12 protein-coding genes and 1 tRNA gene are annotated in these 11,969 nt (G+C 65.2%); 5 read left to right on the top strand and 8 right to left on the bottom strand.

Going from position 1 to position 11,969, the window contains the following annotated elements; all coding sequences use genetic code 11:
- Positions 1-36: 36 nt before the first annotated feature.
- The 4 genes from DRF71_RS09525 to DRF71_RS09510 form a co-directional block, all read right to left on the bottom strand.
- A tRNA-Thr gene (locus tag DRF71_RS09525) sits at positions 37-112 on the bottom strand.
- A 75-nt stretch (positions 113-187) separates the two neighbouring features.
- Positions 188-1,720 carry a heme biosynthesis protein HemY gene (locus tag DRF71_RS09520; RefSeq protein WP_112310345.1) on the bottom strand — a complete coding sequence of 511 codons (1,533 nt, stop codon included), beginning with the start codon at positions 1,718-1,720 and terminating at the stop codon, positions 188-190.
- A gap of 10 nt (positions 1,721-1,730) precedes the next feature.
- Positions 1,731-2,858, bottom strand: coding sequence for a COG4223 family protein (locus DRF71_RS09515; protein WP_112310344.1), 1,128 nt, complete (start codon positions 2,856-2,858; stop codon positions 1,731-1,733).
- Positions 2,859-2,959: 101 nt separating this feature from the next.
- A complete protein-coding gene (locus DRF71_RS09510) occupies positions 2,960-3,682 on the bottom strand; it encodes a uroporphyrinogen-III synthase (protein ID WP_157971012.1) in 723 nt (240 codons plus the stop codon).
- Positions 3,683-3,809: 127 nt separating this feature from the next.
- Between DRF71_RS09510 and tsaD the strand changes: the two genes are divergently transcribed.
- From tsaD to DRF71_RS09490, 4 genes are read left to right on the top strand one after another with little or no spacing between them, the layout of a single operon-like run.
- Positions 3,810-4,892: a tRNA (adenosine(37)-N6)-threonylcarbamoyltransferase complex transferase subunit TsaD gene (gene tsaD / locus DRF71_RS09505; RefSeq protein ID WP_112310342.1), complete on the top strand. Its 1,083-nt coding sequence runs from the start codon at positions 3,810-3,812 to the stop codon at positions 4,890-4,892.
- Positions 4,889-5,839: an NAD(P)H-dependent glycerol-3-phosphate dehydrogenase gene (locus DRF71_RS09500; RefSeq protein WP_112310341.1), complete on the top strand. Its 951-nt coding sequence runs from the start codon at positions 4,889-4,891 to the stop codon at positions 5,837-5,839. Before tsaD ends, DRF71_RS09500 begins: the two co-directional genes overlap by 4 nt.
- Before the next feature lie 3 nt (positions 5,840-5,842).
- Entirely contained in the window at positions 5,843-6,115 is a 273-nt protein-coding gene (locus DRF71_RS09495; protein ID WP_112310340.1) for a YciI family protein, read from the top strand.
- Complete coding sequence (locus DRF71_RS09490) at positions 6,112-6,531, top strand: EVE domain-containing protein (protein WP_112310339.1); 420 nt, start codon at positions 6,112-6,114, stop codon at positions 6,529-6,531. The genes DRF71_RS09495 and DRF71_RS09490 overlap by 4 nt, the downstream gene beginning before the upstream one ends.
- A 188-nt stretch (positions 6,532-6,719) precedes the next feature.
- On the opposite strand, the gene DRF71_RS09485 is transcribed toward DRF71_RS09490, so the two are convergent.
- From DRF71_RS09485 to ahcY, 3 genes are all read right to left on the bottom strand, one after another.
- Positions 6,720-7,922, bottom strand: coding sequence for an MFS transporter (locus tag DRF71_RS09485; protein ID WP_112311239.1), 1,203 nt, complete (start codon positions 7,920-7,922; stop codon positions 6,720-6,722).
- Between the two features lie 97 nt (positions 7,923-8,019).
- Entirely contained in the window at positions 8,020-8,361 is a 342-nt protein-coding gene (locus tag DRF71_RS09480) for a DUF2853 family protein (RefSeq protein ID WP_112310338.1), read from the bottom strand.
- Positions 8,362-8,502: 141 nt separating this feature from the next.
- Positions 8,503-9,903: an adenosylhomocysteinase gene (gene ahcY, locus DRF71_RS09475; protein ID WP_112310337.1), complete on the bottom strand. Its 1,401-nt coding sequence runs from the start codon at positions 9,901-9,903 to the stop codon at positions 8,503-8,505.
- A gap of 144 nt (positions 9,904-10,047) precedes the next feature.
- Here ahcY and DRF71_RS09470 point away from each other — a divergent pair, with 144 nt between their 5' ends.
- Positions 10,048-10,650: an HD domain-containing protein gene (locus DRF71_RS09470; protein WP_112310336.1), complete on the top strand. Its 603-nt coding sequence runs from the start codon at positions 10,048-10,050 to the stop codon at positions 10,648-10,650.
- On the opposite strand, the gene DRF71_RS09465 is transcribed toward DRF71_RS09470, so the two are convergent.
- Entirely contained in the window at positions 10,639-11,886 is a 1,248-nt protein-coding gene (locus tag DRF71_RS09465; protein ID WP_112311238.1) for a PP2C family protein-serine/threonine phosphatase, read from the bottom strand. The two genes, DRF71_RS09470 and DRF71_RS09465, sit on opposite strands and share 12 nt — an antisense overlap.
- Positions 11,887-11,969 lie beyond the last annotated feature (83 nt).

The following is an 11,969-nucleotide window of genomic DNA, read 5'->3' as shown; positions in this document are numbered from 1 at the left end:
GGACGGCCATTTTGTGCTGGTATTCCAGTAAGTTACTGGTGCCGCTGAAGGGACTCGAACCCCCGACCCCATCATTACGAATGACGTGCTCTACCAGCTGAGCTACAGCGGCGCTGATCAGGGTGCTGCCCGATCCGGGCTGCTGATAGCATCGGAACCCGCCGCTGTGTAGCCCCATTTTTCGCGCTCAGGTGGCCCGGCGCAGAATTTCATCCGGGGTCACCGTGTGATCGGGGATATCCTCGGCTTCATCAGGCAACACCACCGGATCGCTGGCAGCGATCACTTCCGCCTCTTCGGGTTCTGGCAATGAGACGGTATCGGACAGGGCCGCAGGCCGGCTTGCAGCGAAAAGCAGCGGCGCGAGGCTGGCGCTGCTGGCGGGGCGGCTGCCCTGGACGCCTTCGGGCTCGCGCCAGGACAAGGTGTCGAAACCGCTGCACGAGGCGCAGATCGGCACCCATTGCGCATGAACGGTGCCGCATTTGTCGCAGACCCATTCCGGCCCGCGCGAGGCGTTCAGCGCCCGGGTCAGGACCCTGCGCACCTCTTCATCGGGTGCCCCCATGCCGCGCTCGGCCGCAGCAAGGATCGCCAGCGACCGCTGCGTCGGATGATCCACCGGCACCGTGGCCAGCGCCGCCTTCGCAGCGCGGAAATCCTCGGCGCCCAGCAATAGCTCCGCCTCGGTCAGCCGGCTTTCCTCGTGGTCAGGGCGCGAGGCCAGCAGCACCCGGAACCGTTTCAGCCGCTGCTCAGGCGTTTCCGAGGGATCAATCGCGGCAAAGGCCGCCGCGAGATCGGGATGCGGCTGCGCCTCCCAGGCTTTTTTCAGCACCCGGGTCGCGCCCCTGGAATCGCCCTTCGCTACCAGCGCCCGCGAGGCGATCACCGCCGCCGGGATCAGGTCCGGAGACAGCTTGTTCGCCTCGATCGCCGCCTCGCGCGCCTCGATCGTGCTGCCCTCATCCAGCACCGTCTTCGCCTCTTGCAGCGCCAGCAGCGCATCGCGCCGCCGATAGACCGAGCGCGGCAATTCCCCCGAGCGCAGCTTTCGCGACAGCGTGCCGCGCGCGCCGGACCAGTCGCCGCCCTCGGCCTGGAGCTTCAGCAACACATCCTGGGTCTCGGAATGTTTTGGCTTCAGCGCCAGCGCCTGTTCCGCCAGCTTCAGCGCCGTCGCAGTATCGCCCGAGGCCAGCTTTTGCCGCATCAGCCCGCGCACGGCGACAAAGCGTGTCTGTTCATCGCCCAGAAGTGTCTTCCAGGCTTCGGTCGCGGCGCGGCCATCGCCGGCGGCCTCGGCGGCCTGGGCGGTCAGCAGGCGCGTGAGTTCCGGCTTATGCAGCAGGCGCTCGGCGGTGCGGGCGCGGGCCAGCGCGGTGTTCGGCTCGCCCGAAGCCAGCGCGATCAGCCCTTCGGACAAAGCCGCATAGCCGCGACGCTCGCGGTTTCGGTCGAAATAGCGGCTGATCGCGGTCTCGTCTCCATTCAGGAAGCGCAGCACTGCAAAGATCAGCCCGACCAGTTTCAGCCCCAGCCAGACCAGCACCACCGCCAGCAAAAGCACCACCAGCGCCGCCAGCGGGTTCAGCGTGAACTCCTGGTCAAAGGCCCAGAGCCGCACCGTGCCCCCTGTCTCGGAAAGCCCGCCGGCAATCACAGCCAGCACGGCCACCAAACCAAGAAACACGGCGATTTTGACAAGCGACCAGAGCATGATGCCCTCCTTACGGCTTCAGCGCGGCCAGCGCCGCTTCGGCATCAATGCGGGCCTGGGCCTGCGCCACCCAGGGGGCCATCGCAGCCTGACCATCGGGTGGAAGGCCCTGCAACTCGCTCAGCGCCGCCGGCAGATCGCCGGCCTGCACGGCAGCTTCGGCGCGCGACAGCACGGCATCAGGATCCGGCCCCTCCTGCGGCGTCAGCGAGCGCTGGCCGGTGGTGACACGCAAAAGCGACAGCGCGCGGTCGCCGAACCCGCCGCCCTCATCGGCGCGCAGCGAGGCCTCAAGCGCGAGGCGCGCCGCTTCGGGGAAGCTCTCGGTCAGTTGCGTCACGCCCGGCAGGCCGGTCGCGGCATGGGCAGCCAGCGCCTCGGGCACGCCGGTCGCGCCAAGCGCCGTCAGCGAATCGGCATAGGGCTGGCCGTTCTTCACCGCCTCGTTCAGCGCGATCCAGGCGGCATCGTGCAGGGCGGCCTGGCGGGTGGCCTCGGCCGTGCGTTCGGCTTCGGCCGCGACTTCCGCCGCGCGGGCATCAAGCCCGGCCTCGATCTGCTGGCGCAAGGCATCAGCATCCAGCGGGCCGGCGGGCGCGGCTTTCAGCGCATCGACCTCGGCTTTCAGCGCGGCAAAGGCGGCGGGCGGGATGGTTCCATCGGGCAAAGCCTCGGCCTGGGCGCGGATCTGCTGGTCAAGGCCATCCAGCCGCGTGACCAGAGCAGCCAGCTTTTCATCCGTCGCACCGACCGCAGAATTGGCCGCCGCCGCCGCGTCCCCGGCCTTTGCCAAAGCGGCAGCGGTGGTCCCGGCCTGGCTGGTGATCTGTGTTTCAAGTCGCGCGATATCGGCGGTGATCGCTGCGGTATCGAGATCGGCGCGCAGGCCAAAGACGTTGAAATGCGACAGGCCAAAGCCAAGCGCCGCGGCCGCCACGCCGCCCAGAAAAGGCGCGACAAAGCCGCCCCGTCGAAGGGGCTGCGGGCGATGAATGCCCGTATCGGCAGGCTCGCCTGCCTCTTGCGCAAGGGCTGGCTCAACGACGGGTTCTGCCAGCGGCTCCTGCGCCAGCACCGGTTCGGGCACTGCCGCTCCGGCATTTTCCGGAACCGGGGCCGGCTTTTCTTCCTCTGCCATTCAGGGTCACTCCGCCAGTCAAGGTCCGATCAGCGCATGGCGATCAGCCTGCAAGGTAAGCGCCAGGGGCCCCTCTGTTCAACCCGCAGTTCACCCCAGATTCAGGTCACTGGCGGAGGAAAGCAGCGCGCAATCGCTGCGATCATCGACGGACCGTCGGGGCGCACCGCCAGTTCCGCCCGGGCGGCCAGAGGCTCGGGCAGAATCAGCCGCGCATTCTCGCTGATCACCACCGGCTGCAGATGCGCCAGCGGCATATCCCCCGCCTCCGCCAGAAAGATCCGCACCGAGCGCGGCGAGAAAAGCGGCAGGATCAGCCGACGACCCGAGGCGAGCGCCGCACGCGCCTCGACAGTCAGCGCCTGGGGCTGCTGGCGGTAACCCACCAGCGAGACCACCCGCCGCCCCAAAGGCGCCAGCGCGGCCTGGAGATCCGCCGCGCGGTCCTCGCCATGCAGATACAGCAGCGGATCCGCCTGGTGCGAGGTGATCAGCCGCACCAGATCGCCGGCATCGCCCCTGGCAGAAACAGTCTCTAACCCGGCCTGATCGGCCACTTCTGCCGTGCGGTCCCCGACGCAGAAGGCGCGTTTCGGAAGGGTTTCACCCTCATCCAGCAACCGCTGCGCCGCCAGGGCTCCGGCCTCGGATGTCAGAACCAGCGCCTGGAAATCACCCCTGGGGACCGCCAGGGGCAGGAATTCCACCCGCATCAGCGGCGCGGTGAGCACCTCGGCCCTCCCCCCGAATACGGTACCGAGCTCAGTGGCGAAACGGCTGGCCTGCGGCTCGGGGCGGGTGTTCAGGATCATCTGGGGCGGCATGAGCCGGGGCCTCTCCTGGCTGGCTTTGTCTTCCGGCATTGTCTGATGCCAGGGCCAATGCTACCTGCATCGGGGGCCGCGCCACAAGCCGCGCGGCCCGGATACAGCCAGGCACCGTGGCGGGAACATGACGGAAACGACGATCTTTCTGGGGATTGAATCCAGCTGCGATGATACGGCAGCGGCGGTCGTGCGGCGCCATGCCACAGGCGCGGCCGAGATCCTGTCTTCCGTGGTCGAGGGCCAGGCGACCCTCCATGCGCCCTTTGGCGGCGTGGTGCCCGAAATCGCCGCCCGCGCCCATGCCGAGCGGCTGGACCATGCCGTCGAAGCCGCTTTGCGCGAGGCCGGGCTGGGGATGCAGGATCTGGACGGCATCGCGGTGACGGCAGGGCCAGGGCTGATCGGCGGGCTTCTTTCGGGGCTGATGCTGGCGCGCGGGCTTTCTGCCGCCACCGGCCTTCCGCTGGTCGCCGTCAACCATCTGGCCGGCCATGCGCTGACTCCGCGCCTGACCGATGGCATCGCTTACCCCTATCTGATGCTGCTGGTCTCGGGCGGCCATTGCCAGTTTCTGGCGATCAAGGGGCCGGAGACATTCCGCCGGCTGGGTTCGACCATCGACGATGCCCCGGGCGAGGCTTTTGACAAGATCGCAAAGCTCCTTGGCCTGCCGCAACCCGGTGGCCCGCATGTCGAACGCGAAGCTGCCCTGGGTGATGCGAAGCGCTTCCGTTTCCCGCGCCCGCTGCTGGACCGGCCGGGCTGCGATCTGTCTTTCTCGGGGCTGAAGACCGCCGTGCTGCGCGCGCGCGATGCGATCATCACGGAGAAAGGCGGGCTGATGCTCCAGGATCGCCGCGATCTTTGCGCCGGATTTCAGGAGGCGGTGGCCTCGGTTCTGGCGGAAAAGACCCGCCGCGCGCTGGAGATCTTCCCTGCGCCCGTGCTGGCCGTGGCTGGCGGCGTTGCGGCAAATCAGGCCATTCGGGCAAGGTTAGAGACGGTTTGTGAAAGCGCAGGCGCACGCTTTCTGGCGCCTCCGCTGCGGCTTTGCACCGATAATGGCGCCATGATCGCCTGGGCCGGGATCGAGCTCCATCTGGCGGGCGCGGCCGATGGTGCGGATATGCCGGCGCGGTCGCGCTGGCCGCTTGACGAGGCCGCCGCACCGATGCTGGGATCTGGCAAAAGGGGGGCGAAGGCATGATCGGAATTGCAGGCGCTGGCGCATTCGGGACGGCGCTGGCGGTGACGCTCGCCGCCGATGGGCGCGAAGTGCGGCTCTGGGCGCGGGATGCCGCCGCGCGCGAGGCGATGCGAGCAAGCCGCGAGGCGGCGAAACTGCCGGGGATCACGCTGCCCGAACGCATCGCGATCCACGATGATCTGTCAGACCTCGCGAGGTGCGAGGCGGTGCTGCTGGCGATGCCGATGCAGGCGATGCGCGGCTTTCTGTCAGATGCGCCGCAGCTCTTGCGCACCGATCTTGTCGCCTGTTCCAAGGGCATCGACCTGACCACTCTGCAAGGCCCGGCCGAGGTGATGACAGCCGCCGGCGCGCTGGCCGCCAAAGCCGTGCTGACCGGCCCGAGCTTTGCCGTCGATATCGCGCGCGGCCTGCCGACCGCGCTGACGCTGGCCTGCGACGGCCCACGCGCCGAGGCGCTGCAGCATCTGCTTTCCACCCAGTCGCTGCGGCTTTACCGCAGCGACGATGTAACCGGCGTGCAGCTGGGCGGCGCGCTGAAAAACGTGATCGCGATTGCCGCAGGCGTGGTGATCGGTGCAGGTTTCGGCGATTCCGCCCGCGCGGCGCTGATCACGCGCGGCTATGCCGAGATGAGCCGGCTCGCCGTGGCGCTCGGCGCGCGCGCCGAGACGCTGGCGGGGCTTTCGGGCCTGGGCGATCTGATCCTGACCTGCACCTCGGAACAATCGCGGAATTTCTCGCATGGGCTGGCGCTTGGCCAGGGGCGCGAGGCCCCGAAGGCCACCGTCGAAGGCCTCGCCACAGCGCTCGCGGCGGTCCGGCTGGCGCAGGAAAAAGAGATCGACATGCCGGTGACCGCTATGGTCGCGCGGCTGGTCGCCGGCGAAACCAATCTGGGAGAAGCGGTCAGGGAACTGATGTCGCGCCCGCTGAAACAGGAGTGAGACATGCGCGCAGCCCTGATCTGCATCGACAAAGCGGGCCATATTGAGGTGCGGAAGGCCAATCGTGACGCCCATCTGGCCTGGATCGCGGAAAGCGGCATTGTCGAAATGGCTGGCCCGTTTCTGGATGCGGATGGCGGCATGATCGGCAGCCTGGTGATCCTGACCGTTGACGATCTGGCGCAGGCGCAGGCCTGGGCCGATGCCGACCCCTATGCCAAAGCCGGGTTGTTTGACACCGTCACCATCCGCGAATGGAAGAAGGTGATCGGATGAATTACTGGCTCTTCAAATCCGAGCCCGACACCTGGTCCTGGGATCAGCAGGTCGCCAAAGGCGAGACCGGCGAGGAATGGAACGGCGTGCGCAACTACCAGGCGCGCAACAATATGCGGGCGATGAAGATCGGCGACCGCGGCTTTTACTACCACTCGAATATCGGCAAGGAAGTGGTCGGCATTGTCGAAGTCTGCCGCGAAAGCACACCCGACAGCACCACCGAAGACCCCCGCTGGGACTGCGTCTGGATCAGGGCGATCAAACCCCTGAAGCGCTTCATCACGCTGGATGAGGCCAAGGTGACACCTGGTCTGGAAAAGATGGTTCTGGTGAACAATACCCGGCTTTCGGTGCAGCCGGTCAGCCCCGAGGAATGGGAAATCATCTGCCGCATGGGGGGCGTTGATCCGTAATCCAAGCGGAGGGCCCCGCACCCCTACGGGACCCTCCTTCCACCCCACATGCTCCCCGCACGTGTTGAAATCTGAGGTCCCGGGCTTCTGCCGCCGACAGGATCACTGTGACAGAAATGGGCGCCCCGGGCAAATCCGAAGCGCCCAATATTTATCGCAAATCCAACACGTTCAATGGGCCGGCACCTTTAATGGGTGACGCGCGGATTGGGCAGGAAGATCGCTACCACGCCGATCACCGGCAGGAAGGCGCTGATCTTATAGACAGTGATGATGCCGTATTGATCGGCCAGCACCCCAAGCGCCGCCGCCCCGATGGCTGCGATGCCAAAGGCCAGGCCGAACAGGAGCCCAGCCACCATGCCGGTATTTTGCGGCATCAGATCCTGGGCATAGACAACCATCGCCGGGAAGGCCGAGGCGAGCATCAGCCCGGCAACCGAGGCCACGATCACATTCGGGATCAGCGGCAGCCAGGGCAGGATGACGGTCAGCGGCAGAATGCCGAAGATCGACCAGAGGATCACCTTTCTGCGCCCGATCTTATCGCCGATCGGGCCACCGATGATCGTCCCCGCCGCCACCGCAGAGAGGAAGATGAAAAGGCAGATCTGCGCATTCTCGGCGGTGATCTTAAACTGCTCCATCAGGTAGAAGGTGTAATAGCTGGAGAAGCTGACCGAGTAGATGAATTTCGACATCATCAGGAGGATCAGAAGGAACATGCCGCGCCGAACCACCTCGGGCGGCAGCGGCACGACGGTGCGCAGCCGGGTCTTGCGTGCAACCAGCCGGCCGGCGCCGACCTGGGTATACCAGCGCCCGACCGCGCCGAGAAGAATCATCCCCACCAGCGCCACACCGGCGAAAAGCTGGATCGAAAGCTGCCCCTGGGCCATCACGATAAAGGCCGCCGCCAGGGGCCCGAGCGCGGTGCCGGCATTGCCGCCGACCTGGAACAGGCTTTGCGCAAAGCCCGGCCGCATCCCCGCAGCCAGCCGCGCGATGCGCGAGCTTTCCGGATGGAAAATCGCCGAACCCAGCCCCACCAGCGCCACCGAGAACAGGATCATCGCGAAACTGGTCGCATGGGCCAGCGAGACAAGGCCGATCCCGGTCGAGAACATCCCCACCGACAGCGCATAGGGCATCGGCCGGCGGTCGGTGTAAAATCCGATCAGCGGCTGCAGGATCGAGCCAACCCCCTGGAACACCAGGGTGATCAGCCCGATCTGAGTGAAACTCAGCCCGAATTTCTGCTCGAACAGCGGGAAAGAGGCCGGGATCAGGCTCTGCATCAGGTCATTGAGAAAATGACCCATTGAGACGGCGAACACGACCGGAACGACCGTGGATTCCACGGGGGCGGCGCTCTGACTGGTGGTGGACATGACGACCTGCGCGAAAACAGAAAGCCGCGTCACCATGACGCGGCTTTCCGGGAATGACAATCTGTCGGATTGATACGGTTACAATCCCGACCAGATGTCAGGCATAGGCGGCTTCTTTGCCGAAATGCTTGACCAGCAGATAATAGAACACGGCGCGGAACTTGTTGCGCTCGGATTTGCCATAGGTCTCGATGGCGGCATTGATGCCCTCATCCAGTTTGGCGCTGTCGGCCAGGCCCAGCTTTTTGATGAGGAAGTTGTTCTTGACGCGGGCCAGCTCTTCCGGGTCAGAAGCTGCAACGGTCGAGGCATCCGCGCTGTAGATGGTCGGGCCACAGCCGATGGTGACCTTGGTGAGAAGGTCGAGATCCGGCGTCACGCCGCATTTAGTCTTCAGATCGTCCGCATATTTGGCGATCAGTTCATCCCGCTTGCCCATAGCTGTCCTCGCTATTTTCCCAGAAATCCCCGCATTGCGGGGCCGGGGCAGAGTTTAGGCGGTCAGCCCCAAACGGCAATGGGAAAAAACGACGCCCCGCCTCAGAAAGAGACGGGGCGCGCATGCCGCAGGTTGTGCGGATCAGTAGCGGTAATGCTCGGCCTTGTAAGGCCCATCGACATTGACGCCGATATAGGCGGCCTGGTCGGGCTTCAGCTCTGTCAGTTTCACGCCGATCTTTTTCAGATGCAGGCGGGCCACTTTCTCATCCAGCGTTTTCGGCAGGATATAGACGCCGGGTTGGTAGTCCTGCCCCTTGGTCCAAAGCTCGATCTGGGCCAGCGTCTGGTTGGTGAACGATGCCGACATCACGAAGGACGGGTGGCCGGTCGCATTGCCGAGGTTCAGCAGACGGCCTTCCGACAGAAGGATGATCCGGGCGCCCGAGGGCATCTCGATCATATCCACCTGATCCTTGATATTGGTCCATTTGTGGTTTTTCAGCGCGGCGACCTGGATTTCATTGTCGAAGTGACCAATGTTGCCGACGATCGCCATGTCTTTCATGGCGTGCATGTGCTCCAGCCGGATCACGTCCTTGTTGCCGGTGGTGGTGATGAACACATCCGCCGTGGCAATCGCGTCTTCGAGCGTGCAGACCTCGAACCCGTCCATCGCAGCCTGCAGCGCGCAGATCGGATCGACTTCGGTGACTTTCACCCGCGCGCCGGCGCCGAGCAGCGAAGCGGCCGAGCCTTTGCCCACATCGCCATAGCCGCAGACGACCGCGACTTTGCCGGCCAGCATGGTGTCGGTGGCGCGACGGATACCGTCGACCAGCGATTCCTTGCAGCCGTATTTATTGTCGAATTTTGACTTGGTGACCGAGTCATTGACGTTGATCGCCGGGAAGGGCAGCTGGCCCTTTTTGTGCAGCTCATAAAGACGATGCACGCCGGTGGTGGTTTCTTCCGACACGCCCTTGATCTCGGCGCGTTGTTTGGTGAACCAGCCGGGGGTCGCGGCAAGGCGCTTTTTGATCTGGTTGAAGAGGCAGATTTCCTCTTCCGAGCCGGGGTTCTCGATCAGCCCGGTCTCCCCTGCCTCAACGCGGGCGCCGATCAGGATGTAAAGCGTGGCGTCGCCGCCATCGTCGAGGATCATGTTGCAGGTGCCGCCTTCGCCGCCGAACTGGAAGATTTTATCGGTATATTCCCAATATTCTTCCAGGTTCTCGCCTTTCACGGCAAAGACCGGGGTGCCCGAGGCTGCGATTGCCGCAGCGGCATGGTCCTGGGTCGAGAAGATGTTGCACGACGCCCAGCGGACATCGGCGCCCAGAGCTTTCAGCGTCTCGATCAGCACGCCGGTCTGGATCGTCATATGGAGCGAGCCGGCAATGCGCGCGCCTTTCAGCGGCTGCGACGCGCCGAATTCCTCACGGCAGGACATCAGCCCCGGCATTTCGGTCTCTGCGATGATCAATTCCTTGCGGCCGAATTCCGCGAGGCCGATATCCTTGACGATATAGTCCGTTGCCATTCTTCTCTCCTGAACCTTGTCGGCGCCCCCTTACCATCGGCGACAGAAGCGGGCAATAAGGTGCTTTTACAGGTGGCCGGTAACAGCCGGAACGACGCGGCGCAGCGGTCTGATCCGGTAATATCTGCGCGGCAGGAGGCGGAAATGGCGGCAAAACAGGCGCGCGCCTGGCAGAGGATGCTTTCAGGGCGCCGGCTTGACCTGCTGGATCCGACGCCGATGGATATCGAGATCGCCGATATCGCCCATGGCCTTGCCTTTGTGGCGCGCTGGAACGGACAGACACGCGGCGACTGGCCCTATTCTGTGGCCGAACACTCGCTGCTGGTCGAGACGATTTTCACCCGCGCCAATCCCGGCATCGCGCCGCGCTGGCAGCTGGCGGCGCTGCTGCATGACGCCCCGGAATATGTGATCGGCGATATGATCAGCCCGGTCAAAGCGGCGGTCGGCCCGGCCTATGGCGAGCTGGATACCAGGCTGACCGCGGCGGTGCATCTGCGCTTTGGCCTGCCTGCCTCGCTGCCCGCCGCGATCAAGAAACAGGTCAAGGCGGCGGATAATATCTCGGCCTGGCTGGAGGCGGTGCAGATCGCCGGTTTTGCCGAGACCGAGGCCAACCGCTTCTTCGGCCGCCCCGATCCGGCTCTGGCGCGCGGGCTTGAGATCCGCCTGCGCCCGCCGGCCGAGGTGCGCCGCGATTTCATCAGCCGCCATGAGGCGTTGCTGGCGCTGTCAGCGGGCTGAACCAGGCCCGGTATAATCCAGCACAAGCCCCGAGACATCATCGGGAAACTGATCGACGCCCGCGAATTCCGCCAGAAGGGCCACCAGGTTTTCCAGCAAGATACCGGGATCGGGGTTCGAGGCACGCCGGATCAGCTCTGCCGCAGCCTCCTCCCCCAATTCCGTGCCCGAAGGATCGGGGCATTCGCTGACGCCATCCGAGATCAGCACCAGCCGGTCACCCGGCGCAAGGTGCAGCGAAATCTCCTCATAGCGGGCATCCTCGATCAACCCGACCGGCAGCCCGCCCTGGCCCACCCGCTCCACCCCGCCGCCCGCCCGCAGGATCAGCGGATGCGGATGCCCGGCCTGAACAAGGCGCAGCGCGCCGTTGGTCTCATCCAGCTCGGCATAGGCGAGGGTGAAATACTGCTCGACCTGCAATTCATCCAGCATCAGCCGGTTGAAGGCCGCCGCCAGTTCCGCCGGGCCGCGGATATGGCGCTGCCCGACAAGGCCGGTGGTAAAGGCGATGTTCTGATCCGGCGCGCCCTCTGACAGATAGCCACCCAGCCGCACCGTCATCATCGCCGAGGCAACCCCGTGCCCCGAGACATCCACCGACCAGACCGCGATCCGCCGCGCATCAAGGCGGAAACAGCCGACCAGATCGCCGCCAATCCGCCCCGCCGTCCGCACCATCATCGCCACGCGTGAGGCGCCGAAATTCCGGTGCCGGTCACGCAGCAGCGTGCTTTGCAGCTTCCTCGCCTCGATCAGGTCGCGATCCAGCGCATCATAAAGCCGCTGCAGTTCGCCCAGCGTCTCCTGCACCACGCGTTTCTTGCCAACCAGTTCGGCCTGCATGTCCTGGATACGCTGACCGGCCCTCAGCCGTGCGCGCAGCTCATCCGAGCTGAAGGGTTTCGTCAGGAAGTCATCCGCCCCGGCCTCAAGCCCTCTCGCCACCTCGGATTTATCTGATTTCGAGGTCACCAGGATGAAATAGCCATAGGTCTCCCGTGGCAGCGCCCGGAATCGGCGGCAGAATTCAACCCCGTTCATCCCCGGCATCATCCAGTCGGAGATCACCATATCGACGGGCGCACGGGCGCAGATCTCCAGCGCCTCGGCCGCGCTGGCGGCCTGCATCACCTCATATCCCCAGCGCCGCAGATACATCGACGACAATTGCCGCTGCGCCCGGCTGTCATCGACCACCAGAACAAGCGGCGCCCGGCCGATGGAGTCCACCATCGGTTGCCTCCGGTCTGCGCCGGCATCGGGCGAATCGCCCTCGGTCTGAAGCTGCCATTCCACAGGGTCACCAAAAATGATCA

The organism is Pseudogemmobacter bohemicus (assembly GCF_003290025.1).
GTDB classification, from domain to species: domain Bacteria; phylum Pseudomonadota; class Alphaproteobacteria; order Rhodobacterales; family Rhodobacteraceae; genus Pseudogemmobacter; species Pseudogemmobacter bohemicus.
Note: the sequence above shows the minus strand (reverse complement) of the source record. Positions and strands in the feature narration are given on the sequence as shown.